The following is an 18,316-nucleotide window of genomic DNA, read 5'->3' as shown; positions in this document are numbered from 1 at the left end:
CGGCATGTTATGCTCCGCGCGAAACCCGTGTTCCGAAATTCGCGGCTCGGCAACGGGCTGCGTGTGCGGCACGGCCGTTCGCCCTCGATTGATTGACGCTCATGAACGGTAACTCCACGCTCGATGCCGTGGCGCAAGAGGCGATTGACTGGGAAGTGAGGCTGCGCTCCGGCGAGATTTCGCAGGAGGAGCGCGACGCATTCCTGGCATGGCGGCGCGCGGACCCGGCCCACGAAGAAGCGTGGGCGCGGCTGCAGCAGCGGCTCGGCAGGCTCGGCCCGTTGCAGGGCACGTCGAGTACGGCGGTGCGGCGGGCGCTCGACGAGCCGTCGCGTCACCGCAGACGATGGCTAAAAGCCGGCGCGGGCCTGGGAGGCCTCGTGCTCGCCGGGATCGGCACGCGCCAGCTCATTTCGACGTTTTCGCTCGACGCGGACTACCACAATGGCGATGTGGTCCCGCAAAGGGTCCAGTTCGACGGCAACGTTTCGGTCACGGCCGGCGCGGCCACACGGGTGTATACCCATGCGCGTGAGCAGGCCGACCTCTATCTGGCCGCCGGTCAGGTTGCAACCGATCCGAATCGAGGGGGCTATCAGCCGGTTGTCGTGACCACCCGCGACGGCATGGTCCGCACCGAGCGGGCGCGCGTGAGCGTCGACGTTCTGCGCCTGCATACCGTCGTGGCCGTGCAAGGCGGCGACGCGGTGCTGGCCGTGCCCCACGGGCGCCGCTTGCGGGTACCCGATGGATCGGCGTGGTCGCTGTCCGGCGGGCAGATCGCCCGCATGCCTGAAACGTCGGCCGACATCTTCTCGTGGACACGCGGCACGCTGGTCGTGCTCGACCGCGCGGTGCCGGACGTGATCGAAACGCTGGGCCGTTACTTCGGCGGCTATATCCGTTTCCCGGAGGCCGCGCTGTCGCGCCGCGTGAGCGGCGTCTTTCCGCTCGACGACGCGCCGGCCGCACTCCGGCAACTGGCCGAAAGCCTCGGGTTTTCCCTGAATCTGTACGGCAACATGCTCGCCGTCGCCACCCCTGCCTGAAACCGCAGGCTTCCGCTCCAGTCCCCCTCCGAATTTTTTTCGATTTGCGGTGTCACTTTTCGCCGCTCGTTGCACAAGGTAATCAAGAGCGCATCGAATCGCTCGACATCAACCCGTGCACTCGAGTGGAGGAAGTGTGTTCGACGCTATCGACAAGTCCATATTGTCCGTGCTGCAGCAGGACAGCACGCTCTCGGTGGCCGAAATCGCCGACCGCGTGAACCTTTCGACCACGCCATGCTGGCGACGCATTCAGAAGCTCGAGCAGGACGGGGTGATCGCGCGTCGCGTGGCGCTTCTGGACGCGAAGAAGCTCAACGTGGGCGTGACCGTGCTGGTGGAAATCAAGACCGCGGAACATACCGCCGCGTGGTTGCGGCGTTTCTGCGACGTGGTGGCGACGATTCCCGAGGTGGTGGAGGTTCATCGCATGAGCGGGCACATCGACTACATGCTCAAGGTCGTGGTGCCGCATATCGACGCGTACGACAGCGTATACAGGCGTCTGATCGGCGCGGTCGACATCTTCGACGTCAGTTCCAGCTTCGCGATGGAGACCATTAAGCAGACCACCGTATTACCGCTCGATTACATGCTGTGACCGCGCGGGCGGAGCAATTTATCGACAGGGACGGAGAAGGACGGAATTTCACCGGCGCGGCGGAAACCGCGGAATGGAATTCCAAAACGGGCGGCGCAAGCGAATTGTTTCAAAAAAACATTCCAGGCCCGGACGATAGACTTGTTTCATCGATGACGCATTCGGGCAGAGGCTGACCGAAGTCCGATTTGAAGCATGACGGTACTTTGCGACACGATGATGACGCGATTACGCGTAGGAATACTGACAGAACGGACGAAGAGCCAATACATTCGACAAGGGAGTGGTTCAAACGTGAAGCTCAACATCAGAACACGCCGGGCGATCTCGAGCCAGGCATCGGGGGTTGCCATCGCGGTCGCCGTTGCACAGGTTTTCATCGCGGCGTCGGCGCATGCACAACAGGCTGCCCAGCAGTCATGGCATCTCGCGAGCGGTCCGCTGGACCGCACGCTGGTCGAAATCGCGCAGACGGCCAACGTGAGGTTGAGCTACGACGCGGGCCTCGTGCAATCGTTGAAATCGTCGCCCGTCGAGGGCAGCTACACCGCCGAGGCCGCGATTCGACAAGCGCTTCGAGGCACCGGCCTCGACCTCGTCGCGACGGGCAGCGGTGGTCTGACCATTCAGAAGGCGGTTGCGAAGCCCGCTGCGGCGGCGCCCGTCGCGGCGTCGGCGGCGGCAGCCGCCGTGGGGCCTGTCGATACCACGCTTCCGCTCATCAGCGTGGCGGCCAGCCGGGACTCCGGCGGTACCGGCTTCGTCGCGGAATCGTCGTCCACCTATGCGCGCTCGGACGTGCCGCTGAGCCAGACGCCGAAATCGGTCAGCGTCATCAACGCGGCGGTGATCCAGAGCCAGGCCGCTCAGTCGCTCTCCGATGTGCTGAGGAATGCTTCCGGTGTCGTCACGCGGCCGGGGCCGCTTGGTGTGCCGAGTTACACGATTCGCGGGTTCTCGGCATCCAACCTGACCTCAGACGGGCTCGCCACGGTGGGCTCGGCGCCCAACGTCACGCCGACGATCGCCATCTCGAGCGTGGAAGTGGTCAAGGGGCCCTCGGCCATCGTGAATGGCAACAGTCCGCCGGGAGGCGTCATCAATCTCGTCAAGAAGACGCCGCAGGCCGAGCCGTTTCACGAAATCCAGGTGGGCTACGGCTCCTACGGCAGCGAGCAGATCGCGCTGGACAGCACGGGCGCCATCACCGCCGACAAGAAGCTGCGGTATCGCTTCATCATCTCGGGTGAACGGGTCGGCCAGAATTCGATGGGATATGACGGCGAGAGAAATTTCTACTTTGCCCCGACCCTGGAATGGAAGGATTCGACCACCGATCTGACGGTGGGCTATGAGCGCACGGTCAATCGCGAGCCGGTTCCCCCGTTCACCGTCGGCTATGCCAAGGGCGATATCTATCGAAACTATATCGACAGGCCGCTGGGTACGCCGTCCGATCATTTCGGCGCGCAAACGGACAATATTTTCATTCACCTCGAACAAAAGCTCGGCACGGCGCTGACCTTCGTGAGCAAGGGTTCCTATACGCGGACCCAACAAACGCAGCAAGCCTGGACAACGGCGACGCCGCTCTCGGCGACCAACGGCACGTTGTTCCACAATTTCGATTCGGTCTCGGATTTCTACAGTTGGAGCTTCCAGAATTACCTGCGAGCCAAGTTCGATATCGGCGCTGCGAAAAATACGGTGATTGCGGGCTGGGACGTTCTTCGCTACAGCCAGCATCAGTCTGACACCACGACATCGAAATTCATTTCCATTCCGAATGTCTTCGGCTCATTTACGCTTCCGTCTCCCGACACCGGAAACGTGATGCCGAATAACACTACCTACTTCACTCAAACCGGTTTATATCTACAAGATCAGTTTTCCTACAGGAATTTCCATGCGCTCGCGTCCGTGCGCCGGGATACCTATCTGACACATGCAACCTACGCCGGTAACCCCCCAGCGGGAAGCCATCAGAACGCCTATAGCCCGAGCCTCGGCCTGCTCTACGAACTGACGTCCGAGGTTGCCGTCTACGCCAGCTACAACCGTGGCTTCCAGCCGGGCCAGGCGCTTCAATTCGGTGGCGGTGTGCTCCCCCCGCAAATCAGCCAGCAAGTCGAAGTGGGCATGAAGTTCAACCTGCTGGACGACAAGCTGGCCATCACGACCTCGGCCTACCGCACCTCGTTCAGCAATTACAGCGTCAACGATCCGCTCCATCGCGGTTTCTCTATTCCCGTCGGCGGCGCCGTCAGCCGGGGATTCGAAGCGGAGATCAGCGGCCAGCCGCTGCCCGGCGTCAACGTGGTCGGCACCTACACGTACAACGACTTCGTGCAGCCTTCGGCCGCCAAGATCGGGGTAAGCCTGCCCAAGAACAGCGCCAGCCTGTGGACGACCTACAACTTCCAGACCGAAAAGCTCCAGGGTTTCGGGGTCGGCGCGGGGCTGTTCTTCGCGAGCGGGCAGTACATCGGCTCGGGCTCGGCGTACCGCATCCCCAGCCAGGTGGAGACGGATCTCGGCGTGTTCTATCGGAAGAAGGGGTACGGCCTGAATCTTTCGATCAAGAACGTGTTCAATCGCAAGCTCTACTACAGCAGTACGACGTCCAGCCTGATCCCGATGGGTCCGGAGCGGACGGTCATGCTGACCGGAACCTATGACTTCTGATTCCTTGCCCGCACGCCCCTGGGACGACATCGCCGTGCACGAGAACACGTCCCGGGCGCCCCATGCGCGCACCCGCCGCGTCGCGTGTGCCGCGGGTGTACTGCTTGCACACGCGCTCGGGCTGTACGTTGCGGTTCACGAAAGCGCGGTTACGCTCAGGCTCGAAGCCGGGCGTCCGGCGGGCGGCACGGTGCAGGTGCAACTGGTCGCCGCGCCGGCGCCGCGGCCCGCGCCAACCCCGCCTGCGCCGCCCAAGCCGCGGCCCGAGCCACCGAAACCGGTGGCGCCGGCGAAGCCGGAAAAGGCGCACGTGCTGGCGTCGCACGCGCCGAGCCCGCGCACGGTGGAAGCGGCGCCCCAGGAGACGCCGAAACCCGCCGAAACGCGGCAGGTCGCGCCGGTGCCCGCGCCGCATCCCGCACCTGAAGCAGCGCCGGCCCAACCTGTCGCGCCACCCGCGCCGGGGCCGAACCTGCTGGACGCGCCGAAGCAAATCAGCGCGGGCGAGTTGAAGCAGTTGGGATGCCAGATGCCGCGACCCGACTACCCGGCGAAAGCGCGCCGGCTGCAACAGGAAGGCACGGTGGTCGTGCATCTGAGCATCGGCACCGACGGCGCGGTGACGTCCGCGCGCGTGGCGCAGAGCAGCGGCTCGCCGCTGCTCGACGCGGCCGCCGTCGCGGCGATCCGTGCCGGCCGCTGTCACCCGTACGAGACCGCGGGCATCGCGCGCTCGGTCGAAGCTTCCCAACCCATCGCATTCAACCTGAACGACTGAACCCGCACCAATCGGAGCAACACATGGAACAGTATGGCATCGCCAACGTCTGGCAACAGGGTGACTTCGTTACCCGCTTCATCTTCGTTTTCCTGATCGGCATGTCCGTCGTCTCGTGGTTCGTGATACTGACGAAAGGATTCGCCAATCGGCGTCTCGAATCGCTCGGCAAGCGCGCGCAAACGGGTTTCTGGTCCAGTGCGTCGATCAGCGACGGCATCGCGGCGCTGGGCGAGCGCGGCGACAATCCTTATCGTGCGCTGGTGCTTGCCGGGCGCGAAGCGAATGAACAGCATGCGGGCAACGAACCGTCGATGCAGGGCAGCCTGAGCGCGAGCGAATGGGTGGCGCGCGGGCTGCGCAACGCATTCGACGACGAAGTCGCGCGCCTGCAGAACGGCCTGGCCGTGCTGGGCTCGATCGGCAGCACCGCGCCGTTCGTGGGGCTGTTCGGCACCGTCTGGGGCATCTATCACGCACTCATGGCGATCGGCATGTCGGGGCAGGCCAGCCTCGATCACGTTGCCGGCCCGGTGGGCGAGTCGCTCGTGATGACGGCGATCGGGCTGTTCGTCGCCATTCCGGCGGTGCTCGGCTTCAACTACGTGAACCGCGGCAACAAGCGCGTGAGCCATCGGCTGAACCGCTTCGCGCACGAGCTGCACGTGTATTTCGTCACCGGCGCGAAGGCCCGTGCCGACGCCGGCCGGCCGGTCGGCGCACCGGCCGCGACCAAGCGCGCGACGCCCAACCTGGCCGCCTGAAGGAGCCTGCCATGTCAATGATTACCGATGGCGGCGGCGACGAAGGCGTCATGAACGACATCAACATGACGCCGCTGATCGACGTCATGCTGGTGTTGCTGATCATCTTCATCGTGACGCTGCCCGTCATCAACAAGGCGGTGAAGGTCGATCTTCCGCAGGCGGCCGCGCAGCCGGCCGTGTCGAAAACCCAGGACATCGATCTGTCGATCACGGCGGACAAGACGGTGCTGTGGAACAAGCAGCCGGTCGACGAGGAGGCGTTGAAGGCGCGCGTGGCCGAGGCCGCGGCGCAGGGCGAGCCGCCGGCGGTCAACATCAACGCGGATCAGCACGTCGAGTACGGCAAGGTCGCGACCATTCTCGCGGCGCTCCAGGGCGGTGGCCTCAACAAGATCAACTTCGTGATGCAACCGCCCGAGGCGCACCAATGACGGTGAACGGCGCTTTCCCCGTTGACCGCGCGGAAGACGCGCAAGCGCGCCGCCGCTTTCCGCCGGTGTGGCGCCTGCTGCTGCCGTACTGGCGTACGCGCGAAGGCGTTTTCTCGCTGATGTTGCTGATGCTCGTGATCGGGTCGAGTTGGGCCACGACGTACGTGATGCTGTGGAACAACAACTGGACCGGCATGTTCTACGATGCGATCGGCGCTTCCCGATTCAAGGTGCTGCCGGAGCTGCTCGTGCGTTTCCTGCTCGTGGCGATGGCCGGCGCGGTCGTGCAGATTGCCGGGGTGGTGCTGCAGCAAATCGTGCAGATTCGCTGGCGCCGGTGGCTCACGACCTGGCTCGCCGAAAAATGGCTCGCACGCAACAACTATTATCGGATCGAACGCGACCGGGAACTCGAGAACGTCGACCAGCGTATCGCTGAAGACGTGAAGCTGTTCGTCAACGACACGCTGCTGCTGGGTCTCGGGTTTCTTTCGGTACCGGTCAGCGTCGTGTCGTTCAGCGTCGTGCTGTGGCGCATGGGCGGCCCGTTTCAAATGCACGTCGGCGGATCGTCATACGTATTGCACGGTTATCTGGTATTCGCCGCATTTGCCTATACCGCCGTCATTTTTGCGGCGACGCATTATCTGGGCCGCAGGCTTATCACGCTGACGGCCAGACAGCATCGTGTCGAGGGCGATTTTCGCGTGCTCATGGTGGGCGTGCGTGAATTCGCGGAACAGATCGCGTTCTTTCAGGGGCAAACGTCCGAGCATGGGCGTCTGCAGGCATCGTTTCGCTTCGTGGTATCGAATCTCTACGCGACGCTGTGGGTGAATACGCGCCTCTCGTTCTTCACCAACATCGTTGGTCAGGTCAGTTCGGTCATTCCGACCTTGCTGGTGCTGCCGCAACTGATGTCGGGTGGGCTGACGCTCGGCGGGCTAATGAAATCGAACGGTGCATTTCATTCCGTTACGGGGTCGCTGGCATTTTTTTGGCAAGCTTATCCGGGATTTACGTCGTGGCGTGCGGAGGCCAACCGTTTGCGGGAATTCTTGAACGTGAGCGAGCATGAGCCGCGGCAGGAAATCGCGCTTCACGAAGGCCATACCGGGGAAGTCGCCGCGAGTGGACTCGTCTTGCGCGATGCATCCGGCGACACGCTGTCGCGCGTGCCCGACTTCGTGCTCCTGGCCGGCCGGCGATGCCTCGTGCGAGGTCGCTCGGGGTGCGGAAAAAGCACGTTGCTGCGCGCGCTGGCCGGCCTATGGCCCTACGGCGAAGGCACGATCGTGCGTCCGGCAGCCGGCACGTTCTTCTTGCCGCAACGCAGCTATATCCCGCCGGGCTCGCTGAAGGCGGCCGTGACCTATCCGCGCGACGCTTCGGCGTACCCGGACAGCGAATGCGAGGCACTGCTGCATGCATGCGGATTGTCGGCCTATGCCTCCCAGCTCCATGTGGAGGACCGCTGGAGCACACGGCTGTCCGGCGGCGAGCAACAGCGGGTGGCATTTGCGCGCGTGCTGCTCGCCAAACCTTCCACGGTGTTCCTCGACGAATGCACGTCCGCACTCGATAGCCAGAGCGAGAAGGAACTTTATGGTCTGCTAATCGGGCGTTTGCCTCAGGCCACGGTCGTCAGCGTCGCGCATCGCAAGGAACTGCTGGCGTTTCACGACACGACGCTCGATTTTCCCGCACCGGCGGTACCGGAAGCACGACAGGACGCGGCCGACGAAGCGAAGGATTCAAACGCCGGCAGCCGCGCATACGTCGGAACGCAACTGTGCTGAGCGCCACGATCCCAACCGACGCCGTGCATTTGAACAATGTACGGCGCGCCAACAAGTGAAACAGGACAAGGTCGATCCATGAGCAATCTGAAAGCAGTGACGCTGGAAACCATCGAAGCCGACGTGATCAACAACCCGCTGCCCGTACTGGTCGACTTCTGGGCGCCCTGGTGCGGTCCGTGCAAGGCGCTCGCGCCGACGCTGTCGAAATTGAGCGAGCAATTTGAAGGCAACGTGGCGTTCGTGAAGATCGACGTGGACGAGAATGCAGGCGTTCGCGAACGATTCGGCGTTCGCGGTATTCCGACGCTGATCCTGCTGCGCGGCGGCAAGGAGCTCGGCCGCGTGGTCGGTAATCGCTCCGCCACGCAACTGGCCGGCTTCATCGACAACCACCTCGGCTCCGTGACGGCGTTGCCGGCGGCGATCGCCGTTGCACCGAACGCATTCGGCGGCAACGCCACGCTCAAGGCGGAGCGCCTTGGCGCATTGCGCGCGTGGGTGGATCGCAAGCGGGCCGCGCCTTCGGAAGCGATGTGGGACGGCGAAATCGGCAGCGCCATTCAGTTCGTCTGCAACACCGCGGACGTGGACGATTGCGCAAGAACGCTGGGTATTCCGGCCAACGTGCTGGCCGTGGTGGAATCGCTGTCGAGCTATCGCAGCACCCATCTGAACGGGGCGGAGTTCGTCGCGCAGTGGCTTGACGCCGTTCCGGTGGGAGCGAATCTCGCGCGGCTGCCGCAAATGCTGGTCACGGATCTGCTGTCCGGCGGCGAGATGTCTGAGTTGATCGGCGACGATGCGGCGTTGCTGTCGATTCGCGACCGGCTTGTCGCGCAGCATGATCCGGCGCGGGCGGCAGGGCCGCTCGACTCGGAACTGGCCGAGATCAAGCAGGCGCTCGCGAAGGCCGACGCTGCGGCAGCCGGCGCCGCACACGCGTTGGCGACACGGCTTCTCGTGTTGGTCGCTCAGCCGCTCGGCGATGCCGCGATCGTCACCGATTTCATATTCGGCCTTGCGGGTGCGCATTGGGAGTTGTTGCGCGCGGCCTGCAACTGGACGCGCGATGACGACCGACGCTTCATGCAGCTCGCGGATGAAACGTCGAAGCGCGCGGTGGAGCGCGGCGAAGAGGCTTCTCAAGGCGACAAGACTCTCGAGCGAATTGGGCTCGTGGATTCCGAACTCATTGCACGGTTTCGGTCTCACTACGGCGAGGGCACGCAGGCCATGAAAGAGGTCGGCACGAGCATCGGCGATCGTTTGATCGCGATCACGCAGCGCTGCGCGTAAGTCATCTGAGAAAAAGCGCGCGTCGAACGTAGATTCCGGATACGCCGGCGTGCGCGCAAAACGATTCCACGAATCCGCGAGATGGTGATTTCTTTCGTAAAAAAATTCCGATCGCGCTCGATAGACTATTTCCAATGTGCTCCTGCTCGACATGACGCGAAAACGTCTCGGCAGACGGGCAGGCGCGTGGGGCACGCGGCAATTCAACACTCGGAGTGGTTTCCATGCATGACGGCGGTACGCAATGGCGCGACGTGAAATCCGATCTGGAGGCGGCGGCCGAATGTGCGCTCGATCTGGCACGACGAGCAGGGGCCGACGGCGCTCGTGTCGAGGTCGATCATGTCGAATCGCGGACGGCAACCGTACGCAACCGGATGCCGACCGAGCGGAGCCTTCGACTGTCTTCATCTGTCTCGCTCGCGGTCTATCGCAATGGCCGACGCGGCGCGACGACCTCGTCCGATTTGTCCCCCGGCGGCCTCGCCGGTGCGGTGGCGGCCGCCATCGACATCGCGTCGGTCACGGACGTCGATGCTGCTGCCGGCCTGGCCCCGGCGGACTTGCTCGCCAGGGACTTCATCGATCTGGACTTGTATCATCCGCTCGATCTGTCGCTCGATGACATGCTCGACGATGCCCGTCGCGCGGAAGAGGCCGCATTTTCCACGAGCCCCGCCATCGTGACGACCAACGGCGCCAGCGTCGGGACTTCCGCGGGGCTGTCGCTGCTCGCGACCAGCGAGGGATTCGGGCACAGCGTGCCGTGGTCCGCGCATTTCGTGTCGTGCATGCCTGTCGCGGCCGGCACTGGCGAGAAACAGCTGGGATTCTGGAGCGACGGCGCGCGCGCTTATGCCGATCTCGACGCACCCGCGCGGATCGGCACGCAAGCCGCAACGCGCGCGCTCGCGCTGCTGGGCGGCACGCAGATTGAAACGCAGCGTTGCCCCGTGTTGTTCGAGCCGATGGCCGCGATGTCGCTGCTCGGCGAGTTCGTCAACGCGGCATCCGGCGATGCGCTTTATCGGGCGGGCTCGTACTTGACTCGCCGTCTCGGCACCCCAGTCTTTGCCGATCACATTCAGTTGTACGAAGATCCATTCGTCTCCAGGGGAATGGCGAGTCGCTGCTTCGACTCCGATGGCGTTGCCGTCTCTCGGCGATCGGTCGTCGACGCGGGCGTGTTGCGCGGCTATTTTCTTGGCTTGTACGCGGCCCGGCGTCTCGGCATGGCGCCGACCGGCAACGGCTGGGGCCCGCACAACCTCGAAGTGCGCAGTGCGAAAACCGCGAACTCGGACGGGATCGACGCGATGCTGGAGAGGCTCGATCGCGGCCTGTTCGTCACCGAGATGGCAGGCGGCGGCGTAAATCGGCTGACCGGCGATTTCTCGCGTGCCGCGAAGGGGTTCTGGGTGGAGAACGGCCAGATCCGTTTTCCGGTCACCGGCATCACGATCGCGTCGAATCTGAATGCGATGTTTTCCGGCCTGCTCGCCGTGGGGGCCGACACCGTGACCAGAGGAAGCTTCCGCACGGGTTCGTGGCTGATCGATGAAATGAGAATCGGCGGCAGCTGACGCGCGCGATGCGCGGCCATCCTTTCCTGTCACATACCGGTACGACACCATGCTGGACACGCACGAAACCCTGACTGACACCCGCGGCCCCTCGCTCCACGACATGCGTCGCGCGGCGTATGCCGGGCTGCTCGACAAATACGGCATCGACGAAACGCATTTGTTCGCCGCGCTGAACAGCGCGCTCGGGCAGTCCGGCGACTTCGCCGACATCTATCTGAAGGAGTCGATCGCCGAATCGTGGTCGCTCGAAGGCGGCGCCGTGCGGGGCGGCGCCTGGCAGTGCGATTCGGGATTCGGCATTCGCGTGCTGAACGGCGAGGAGACGACGTTCGCAAGTTCGCAACGAATCGGGGCGGACGCGTTGCGCACGATCGCGCGGCAGATTCGGTCGGGACCGGAGGTTCTTTCCCGCGTAACGCCTCGCGGCGAACCAGCCGGCTCCGCGGCGGCGCGATCGATCTATCTTCCGAGCGCCTCACTCGGCGCGATCGGCGCGGAGCGGAAACTCGCGCTGCTCAAGCGCGTCGACGAACTGGCGCGTTCGAAGGATCGGCGCGTGGTTGAGGTCAACGCCATGCTCGCCGCGACGCACGAGACGGTGTGGATCGCGCGTTGCGACGGACTCGGCGTCGGCGACGTGCGACCCATGCTGCGACTGGCGATCAACGTTCGGGTCAAATCGGGCGACCGGGTCGAAAGCGCGAGCGGCGGGATCGGCGGCCGCTACGGGCTCGCTTCGTGGTCGGACGACGACCTCCGCGCGCTGGTGTACGACCGCGTCGAAGCCGCGCTGACGAAACTCGATGCACGGCCCGCGCCGGCGGGGACGATGACCGTCGTCGTCGGGCCGGGCTGGAACGGCGTGCTGTTGCACGAAGCCGTGGGCCATGGTCTCGAGGCCGACGGCATACGGCGCAAGACCTCGGTGTTCGCGGGCCGCGTCGGCGAGCAAGTGGCGGCGCGCAACGTCACCATCGTCGACGACGGCACGCTCGAAGGCCGCCGTGGGTCGCTCAATGTCGACGACGAGGGCTGTCCGACGCAACGCACGGTGTTGATCGAGGACGGCGTGTTGCGCGGCTGCATGCAGGATTCGCTCAACGCGCGCCTGATGAACATGCGGCCGACGGGCAATGGCCGCCGCGAGGGCTATGCGGTGTTGCCGATGCCGCGCATGACCAACACGTTCATGCTCAACGGCGATCGCGAGCACGACGAGATCATTGCGTCGGTGAAACGCGGGATATACGTGGCGGGGCTCGAGGGCGGGCAGGTCGACATCACGAGCGGGCAGTTCGTGTTCGAGGCGTCGGAAGCATTCCTGATCGAAAACGGCAAGCTCTGCACACCCGTGAAAGGCGCGACGATCACCGGCAACGGGCTGGAAACGATCCAGAAAATCAGCATGGTCGGCAACAACCTCGAACTCGACACGGGCCGCGCCGTGTGCGGCAAGGCCGGCCAGTCGGTGCCGGTGAGCGTGGGGCAGCCTACCGTTCGGGTGGACGACATGACGGTGGGCGGCACGGCATGACGAATGCGTGCGGACGGATGGCGAACCGAAGATGAGAGGGTGGACGCAGCGTCTCGACCAGTCGAGGGTCCGGTCGCGGGCGGACAAGACGGAACTTCTGCCTTTACCGAAGGCCATTCGCGACGCGCTTTCGCTGGAGTATCACCTTCAGCTCGAAGCGCTGCGCGCCGGGGCCGGTTCGCTGACCGCGCTGCGCATCTTGTTGCGCGTGGCGATGGCCGCCGCGATGCTGCGCGAGCTCGGCTACGGCGGGCAACGCCTGCATGCGTGCGACGAATACGAGCGCATCGCCGGCGATGCCTATGAATCGGGAGAGGAAGGCCGCTACGGATTCGATCCGGCCGCCTTTTGCGCGTTCGCGGCGCTCGTGACGGATCACGACGCGCAACTCGAGACGGTGCCCGTCCGGGTGATCGACATCGTCGCACGGCAACTGGAGCGACCCGGCGCGGCGCAGTGAAAGCGGCACGTTCGCGACCACGAACGGCAGGGAAGAAGGTCAGCCGGCAGCCGAGCGCCGACGCGGGTGCCGCCGGCTCATGTCATCAGATAGCACTGCGTCAAGGCATGCGCGATATATTTGCGCACCATGCTCACCGACACGCCGAGCCGCTCGGCGATCTCAGCGTGCGTGAGGCCGTCGATCTGACTCAGCACGAAAGCGCTTTTCGCGTTGGGTGACAGGCCGTTCAACGCCTGATCCACGAGCAAGAGCGCCTGTGTCACTTCCGCCATGCTTTCCGCCGATGGGGTGACGGCTTCTTCCCGATGGGCGAGCGTTTCCAGGTACGCGCGTTCCAGGTCGCGGCGGCGCCACATTTCATAGGTGAGGCGCTGGGCGATGACCGTGAGAAAGGCGCGTGCATCGCGCACCGCTGTCAGGTCCTGCATACCGGCAAGTTCCGCGAACGATGACGACGCGAGATCCTCCGCATCGGCAGGCGAGCCGACGCGCCTTTGCAGTTTCGACTTCAGCCATGCATAGCTCGCGCGGAATTCACTCGTCAGCCATGCCGCGCGCGAGCGCGTGCGTTCGTCGTCGACATCGCATCTCGTGGGGGAGCCACTGATCGGTGAACTGTAATTCATATGAAACGGATTCCTGGACCTGCGGCGTCAAGGCACGCAAGCGTGCATGAAAACAGCACATGAAGAAGCGCACATTATTTGCGCCGCCACGCCTCTGGAAGTGACAACGCCTCTGCGCAGCGCCCAGGCTTGAGTATGCCATTACAAAAACCACCCGAGTCAAAGTGGTTTGAAACCAACGCAATATTTTGCGCCGTCGTTTCGCCGTCGAAGGACCATGCCGTCGTCGCTCGATAAGTCTGACGAATACGCGAACGATACGGACACCGCATCATCGGGGAACCAAGGAATCGTCGAATCGTCATAAGGTCACGTTCGGAACGCAAGCGGCGAATTCGCGGCATCCCGAGTGCGACGTGACGATCGCCGTCGAGCTTCGGCGACGTAGAGTCCGACCGCGGACGCCGCGTGATCCTTGCTCGCGACAGGCGTCGAGTGCGGTCGGCGTGTCGGACGTTCCGTTATTGACAACGGCGCGTATCGACACGCGAATGAAGGACCGCGATTACACGAGACTAGGGGAGTGAGCCAAACATCTATTGGCTTTCAGGGGCAGCGCCAGCCCGTTGTCAGCATGAACAGGCTCCATGCGCCAATTGCCGCGCGACCTGCTTCACTCCGCATCGTCAATGCGGCCCGTCGTGCCTGATCCCAGCCGCATCGAGCTGCCGAAGTTTCGCGTACAGCGTCGTGCGCGAAATGCCGAGCTGCCGTGCGGCCGCCGACACGTTGCCGTCGTGCTCGTCGAGCGCGCGGCGGATCGCTTCGAGCGACTGTTCGTGCAGGCTCGCCTGCGGGCCGGCGGCCGACGCGACGTTGCACACGTCGGCAGCGTCTTCGAGCACATCGGCGTGCCGCGCCCTGGTCGCGCGATCGAGCGGCGCACGCACGGTGCGCACCCATACGTGGCTACCATCGTCGCGCGCGATCCGCTGCGGCGTACGTGCCGGTGTCAGCAACCGGCGCTGCTGCGCGGGCGTCGCGCCCGGAAACAGTTGCCGGAGATCGACCGGCGCCACCGGCCCGGCGGGCGCGAGATCGAGCATCTGGCGGGCCAGGCGGCTCACCGCGCGCACGCGGCCCGCTTCGTCGAGCGCGATGACGCCGGCGAGCGGCGTGCCGAGCCAGCGCGGATCGAATTGCACCTGCAGCAGATGGCAGTCGCGCAGCATTGCATAGAGCCGCTGTTCGGCGGACAGCGATGCGTGCCGGAATGACTCGCGCAGCTGCGCGATATTACGCCGGCCGACGCCGGTGATATCGAGCGCGCCGATCACTTCGCCGTCGAAGCCCACCAGCGGCACCGCGAGACAGAACACCCGTGACAACTCGTCGAGATAGTGCTGCGCGCCCGCGACGACGGTTTCGGCGCCGTCGTGAATCACGCAGCTCGGCGCGGTCGTGCCGATGTTCGGTTCGACGATCCGGCGCCCGGCGACGATCGGCGTGAGCAGCGCGTCGTCGCATTGCGGGCTGCGGCGCGCATGGACGATCGTGCCGTGCGGATTGACGCACATGATCGTCCATTCGCTGCCGCCGAATGCGGCCCACAGCGGCTCGATCTCCTGTGCGACGCAGCGGGTGAGCCGCCGGTCCGCGCGCGATTCGGCGGGTTCGCGCTGCATTTCATAGCGGGCGGTTTGCCAGGGCCGCAGCCCGGCGTCGCGCGAACGCAGCCACGAACGCGCGACGCTGGCCGGCAACGCCGTTTCCGGCAGCGGCTCGCCCGCGGCGAAGCGGGCGCGGAGCCGGTCGAGGTCGACCGGCCGTGAAAGGGATTCAGGGGCCGTGTTCACGCTGCGCTCCATTTGAAGTCGAGGTCCGGGCCAGGCGTGGCGGCCTGGCGTGTCGCGCGAATGCGTAATATAGCCCGGTGCCCGAAGGCGGGTATTTTCCCCGGAAGGGGCGCCGCCGTGTGCGTCGGCGTGCGGCCGGCGGCGCCTGTTGCGTTCAATGCGGCAAACGCAGGATCGGCTTGAGCGTGATCCCCTTGCTGCTGTCTTCCGCCGCCTGGTTGATCTGGTCGAGCGGATAGAACTTTACCAGCCGGTCGAACGGAAACCGCCCTTGCAGATGCAGTTGCACGAGTTGCGGAATGAACGTCTGCGGCACGCTGTCGCCTTCGACGATGCCGCGGATCGTGTGGCCGCCGAGCAGCAGGCTGTTCACGTCGAATTCGGCCCGGGTGCCGAGCTTCGGCGCGCCGACCACGCCCATCGTGCCGCGCGAGCCGAGCGCGTCGATCCCTTGCGACAACACCGCCGGCAGCCCGGTCGATTCGAGCGCGAAGTCGACGCCGCCGCCGGTGATCTCCCGGATCGCGTCGACCACGTCGACCTCCCGGCTGTTGAGCGCGTGCGTCGCGCCGAGTTCCAGCGCCAGCGCGAGCCGCGACGGTACGATGTCGACCGCGATGATCGTCGTTGCGCCGGCGATGCGCGCGGCCATCACCGCGCTCATCCCGACCGCGCCCGCGCCAAAGCTCGCGAAGCTGCTGCCGGTGCGCACCGCGAGCGAATTGATGACGGCGCCCGCACCGGTCTGGATCCCGCAGCCGAGCGGGCCGAGCAGTTCGAGCGGCGCTTCCTTCGGCACCTTGATCGCGTTGTTCTCGCGGGCGAGCGCGTAGCTCGCGAACGACGACTGCGCGAAGAAATGATCGTGCAGCGGCTGGCCGGATTCGTCGCGAAGCGCGGTCTGCCCGTCCGCGTCGGCGCCGCCGAAGTTCAGCGCGAAAAACTGCCGGCAATACGCGCCGTGACCGCCGACGCACGACGTGCAGTGGCCGCACGCGCCGTAGGTCAGCACGACGTGGTCGCCCGCGGCGAGTGTCTTCACGTTCGGGCCGACCGCCTCGACCACGCCGGCGCCCTCGTGACCGAGCACGGCCGGCAGCGGCACCGGATAGTACTGGTCGCGCACGATCAGGTCGGTATGGCACAAGCCGGTCGCGACGACGCGCACCAGCACTTCGTCGCCGCGCGGCGCGCGGATGCGGGCCGCTTCGATCGAGAAGGGCGCGCCGGCGGCGCGCGCGACGGCCGCGGTGACGGCGCGTGTGTCGTGTTCGGTGTACATGGTCGGTCTCCTCGTCAAATCGGATACGGTGGCGCTTCGCCCTTGATCGTCAGCCACTGCCACTGCGTGAATTCCTCCCAGTTTGCCGCACCGCCGATGCTCGAGCCATTACCCGATGCGCCGACACCGCCGAACGGGTTGATCACTTCATCATTGACAGTCTGGTCGTTGATGTGCAGCAGTCCCGTGTTCAGGCGCTCGCCGATTTGCAGCGCGCGGCCGACGTCGGCGGACAGGATCGCCATCGACAGCCCGTATTCGGTCCGGTTCGCGAGCGCGATCGCGTCCTCGTCGGTATCGAACGGCACGACGATCGCGACCGGCCCGAAAATTTCCTCGTCGAACGCCGGATTGCCCGGCGCGACGCCGCTCAGCACGGTCGGCTCGAAGAACAGGCCGCGATGGCCGCCGCCCGTCTCGACGCGTGCGCCCGCGCGGCGGGCCGCGTCGACCAGGTTCGCCGCATGGTCGCGTTGCGCGGCGTTGATCAGTGGGCCGAGACCGACGTCGCCGCCGGCCGGGTCGCCGACGCGCAGGCTGCGCGCCTTCTCGACGAGCTTCGCGACGAAGCGGTCGTGAATCGCGCGCTGCACGAGCACGCGGCCGGTCGCCATGCAGATCTGGCCTTGATGCAGATACGCACCCCATGCGGTGTTCGCGACCGCGCGGTCGAGGTCGGCATCGTCGAGCACGATCAGCGAATTCTTGCCGCCGAGTTCGAGCGATACCTTCTTCAGGTGGCGGCCGGCGGCTTCGCCCACCTTGCGTCCGGCCGCGGTGGAGCCGGTGAACTGGATCATCGCGACGTGCGGATCGGCGACCAGCGCCGCGCCGGCTGCGCCGTCGCCGGGCAGCACGTGCAGCACGCCTTCGGGCAGGCCGGCGAGCTCGAACACGCGGGCGATCGCGACGCCGCCGCACACGGCGGTGCGCGGATCGGGCTTCAGCACGACCGCGTTGCCGAGCGCGAGCGCGGGTGCCACCGCGCGTATCGCGAGGTACAGCGGGAAATTGAACGGCGAGATCACGCCGACCACGCCGCGCGGGCGGCGGCGCGCGAGCGACAGCCGGCCGGCCGCTGATGGCAGCACTTCGCCGGCCGCGCGAGATGGCAGCCCGGCCGCTTCGTGCAGCGCCTTGATCGTGACGGACGTTTCGAATGCAGCCTTCGCGCGCGTCGAGCCGCTTTCGCGCACGAGCCAGTCGACGATCGCATCGGCGTGCGTTTCGGCGACGGCTGCGGCGCGGCGCAGGACGGCTGCGCGGTCGTCGTAGGGCAGGGCGAACCAGGCGGGCTGGGCGCGGTGCGCGGTAGCTGATGCTTCGGCGATGGCCGAGCTGTCGGCAAGACCGATGCGGCCGAGCGTGTTGCCGGTCGCCGGCTCGATCACGTCGGCCGCCTGTGGGCTTGCGTGCCAGCGTCCGTTGAAGGTCTTGCCGCGCCAGATGTCGGTGTCGAACAGTGCGGGGGTGTTGCTATCCATGTGCGCTCCTGGGGATTTCGGATCGGCCGGATCGTTGCGTGAGCGTCGATCGGCATGCGCGCGAGGGTAGGGGACGGCGGTGAAACGGGGGTATCCGGGTTTTTTCCCATCCGTCGCGCCCGCATGGATTGGCGGG

Annotated in this window: 15 protein-coding genes; 11 read left to right on the top strand and 4 right to left on the bottom strand. The window is 65.4% G+C overall.

The window, feature by feature from the left end; translation table 11 throughout:
• The first annotated feature begins 101 nt into the window (after positions 1-101).
• The 11 genes from H3O04_RS17270 to H3O04_RS17220 all read left to right on the top strand — a co-directional run bounded on the left by H3O04_RS17270 (position 102) and on the right by H3O04_RS17220 (position 12,989).
• Positions 102-1,049, top strand: coding sequence for a DUF4880 domain-containing protein (locus H3O04_RS17270; RefSeq protein WP_202588123.1), 948 nt, complete (start codon positions 102-104; stop codon positions 1,047-1,049).
• Between the two features lie 136 nt (positions 1,050-1,185).
• The gene (locus H3O04_RS17265) at positions 1,186-1,650 is read left to right on the top strand and encodes an Lrp/AsnC family transcriptional regulator (protein ID WP_012336653.1); all 465 of its coding nucleotides are present in this window, start codon (positions 1,186-1,188) and stop codon (positions 1,648-1,650) included.
• Between the two features lie 294 nt (positions 1,651-1,944).
• A complete protein-coding gene (locus H3O04_RS17260; RefSeq protein WP_202588122.1) occupies positions 1,945-4,335 on the top strand; it encodes a TonB-dependent siderophore receptor in 2,391 nt (796 codons plus the stop codon).
• Positions 4,325-5,113 (top strand): energy transducer TonB, encoded by a 789-nt coding sequence (locus tag H3O04_RS17255; protein ID WP_202588121.1) that lies wholly within the window; start codon positions 4,325-4,327, stop codon positions 5,111-5,113. The genes H3O04_RS17260 and H3O04_RS17255 overlap by 11 nt, the downstream gene beginning before the upstream one ends.
• A gap of 23 nt (positions 5,114-5,136) precedes the next feature.
• Positions 5,137-5,877, top strand: coding sequence for a MotA/TolQ/ExbB proton channel family protein (locus H3O04_RS17250; protein ID WP_012336656.1), 741 nt, complete (start codon positions 5,137-5,139; stop codon positions 5,875-5,877).
• An 11-nt stretch (positions 5,878-5,888) separates the two neighbouring features.
• On the top strand, positions 5,889-6,311 hold the full coding sequence (locus H3O04_RS17245; protein ID WP_027808561.1) for an ExbD/TolR family protein: 423 nt from the start codon (positions 5,889-5,891) through the stop codon (positions 6,309-6,311).
• Positions 6,308-8,110, top strand: coding sequence for an ABC transporter ATP-binding protein/permease (locus H3O04_RS17240; RefSeq protein WP_202588120.1), 1,803 nt, complete (start codon positions 6,308-6,310; stop codon positions 8,108-8,110). The genes H3O04_RS17245 and H3O04_RS17240 overlap by 4 nt, the downstream gene beginning before the upstream one ends.
• Positions 8,111-8,188: 78 nt before the next feature.
• On the top strand, positions 8,189-9,409 hold the full coding sequence (gene trxA, locus H3O04_RS17235) for a thioredoxin (RefSeq protein WP_202588119.1): 1,221 nt from the start codon (positions 8,189-8,191) through the stop codon (positions 9,407-9,409).
• A gap of 224 nt (positions 9,410-9,633) precedes the next feature.
• On the top strand, positions 9,634-10,992 hold the full coding sequence (locus tag H3O04_RS17230; RefSeq protein ID WP_105798013.1) for a metallopeptidase TldD-related protein: 1,359 nt from the start codon (positions 9,634-9,636) through the stop codon (positions 10,990-10,992).
• Between the two features lie 49 nt (positions 10,993-11,041).
• Positions 11,042-12,529 carry a metalloprotease TldD gene (gene tldD, locus H3O04_RS17225; RefSeq protein ID WP_124476441.1) on the top strand — a complete coding sequence of 496 codons (1,488 nt, stop codon included), beginning with the start codon at positions 11,042-11,044 and terminating at the stop codon, positions 12,527-12,529.
• A gap of 31 nt (positions 12,530-12,560) precedes the next feature.
• On the top strand, positions 12,561-12,989 hold the full coding sequence (locus tag H3O04_RS17220) for a Fis family transcriptional regulator (protein WP_124591917.1): 429 nt from the start codon (positions 12,561-12,563) through the stop codon (positions 12,987-12,989).
• Between the two features lie 77 nt (positions 12,990-13,066).
• On the opposite strand, the gene H3O04_RS17215 is transcribed toward H3O04_RS17220, so the two are convergent.
• The 4 genes from H3O04_RS17215 to H3O04_RS17200 form a co-directional block, all read right to left on the bottom strand.
• Positions 13,067-13,618, bottom strand: coding sequence for a sigma-70 family RNA polymerase sigma factor (locus tag H3O04_RS17215; RefSeq protein WP_023476646.1), 552 nt, complete (start codon positions 13,616-13,618; stop codon positions 13,067-13,069).
• A 626-nt stretch (positions 13,619-14,244) separates the two neighbouring features.
• Positions 14,245-15,414 (bottom strand): helix-turn-helix domain-containing protein, encoded by a 1,170-nt coding sequence (locus H3O04_RS17210; protein ID WP_334030726.1) that lies wholly within the window; start codon positions 15,412-15,414, stop codon positions 14,245-14,247.
• 154 nt (positions 15,415-15,568) lie between these two features.
• Positions 15,569-16,696: an NAD(P)-dependent alcohol dehydrogenase gene (locus H3O04_RS17205; protein WP_023476648.1), complete on the bottom strand. Its 1,128-nt coding sequence runs from the start codon at positions 16,694-16,696 to the stop codon at positions 15,569-15,571.
• Between the two features lie 14 nt (positions 16,697-16,710).
• A complete protein-coding gene (locus tag H3O04_RS17200; RefSeq protein ID WP_202588117.1) occupies positions 16,711-18,180 on the bottom strand; it encodes a benzaldehyde dehydrogenase in 1,470 nt (489 codons plus the stop codon).
• Positions 18,181-18,316: the final 136 nt, after the last annotated feature.

Source organism: Burkholderia sp. KCJ3K979, assembly GCF_016759955.1.
Classification (GTDB): domain Bacteria; phylum Pseudomonadota; class Gammaproteobacteria; order Burkholderiales; family Burkholderiaceae; genus Burkholderia; species Burkholderia orbicola.
Note: the sequence above shows the minus strand (reverse complement) of the source record. Positions and strands in the feature narration are given on the sequence as shown.

What these genes read in the sequence shown, in the direction of transcription:
- H3O04_RS17270 (WP_202588123.1), top strand. Translation starts at nt 102, where the DNA reads ATGAACGGTAACTCCACGCTCGATGCCGTGGCGCAAGAGGCGATTGAC.
- H3O04_RS17255 (WP_202588121.1), top strand. Translation starts at nt 4,325, where the DNA reads ATGACTTCTGATTCCTTGCCCGCACGCCCCTGGGACGACATCGCCGTG.
- H3O04_RS17250 (WP_012336656.1), top strand. Translation starts at nt 5,137, where the DNA reads ATGGAACAGTATGGCATCGCCAACGTCTGGCAACAGGGTGACTTCGTT.
- H3O04_RS17245 (WP_027808561.1), top strand. Translation starts at nt 5,889, where the DNA reads ATGTCAATGATTACCGATGGCGGCGGCGACGAAGGCGTCATGAACGAC.
- H3O04_RS17240 (WP_202588120.1), top strand. Translation starts at nt 6,308, where the DNA reads ATGACGGTGAACGGCGCTTTCCCCGTTGACCGCGCGGAAGACGCGCAA.
- trxA (WP_202588119.1), top strand. Translation starts at nt 8,189, where the DNA reads ATGAGCAATCTGAAAGCAGTGACGCTGGAAACCATCGAAGCCGACGTG.
- H3O04_RS17230 (WP_105798013.1), top strand. Translation starts at nt 9,634, where the DNA reads ATGCATGACGGCGGTACGCAATGGCGCGACGTGAAATCCGATCTGGAG.
- tldD (WP_124476441.1), top strand. Translation starts at nt 11,042, where the DNA reads ATGCTGGACACGCACGAAACCCTGACTGACACCCGCGGCCCCTCGCTC.
- H3O04_RS17220 (WP_124591917.1), top strand. Translation starts at nt 12,561, where the DNA reads ATGAGAGGGTGGACGCAGCGTCTCGACCAGTCGAGGGTCCGGTCGCGG.
- H3O04_RS17215 (WP_023476646.1), bottom strand. Translation starts at nt 13,618, where the DNA reads ATGAATTACAGTTCACCGATCAGTGGCTCCCCCACGAGATGCGATGTC.
- H3O04_RS17205 (WP_023476648.1), bottom strand. Translation starts at nt 16,696, where the DNA reads ATGTACACCGAACACGACACACGCGCCGTCACCGCGGCCGTCGCGCGC.
- H3O04_RS17200 (WP_202588117.1), bottom strand. Translation starts at nt 18,180, where the DNA reads ATGGATAGCAACACCCCCGCACTGTTCGACACCGACATCTGGCGCGGC.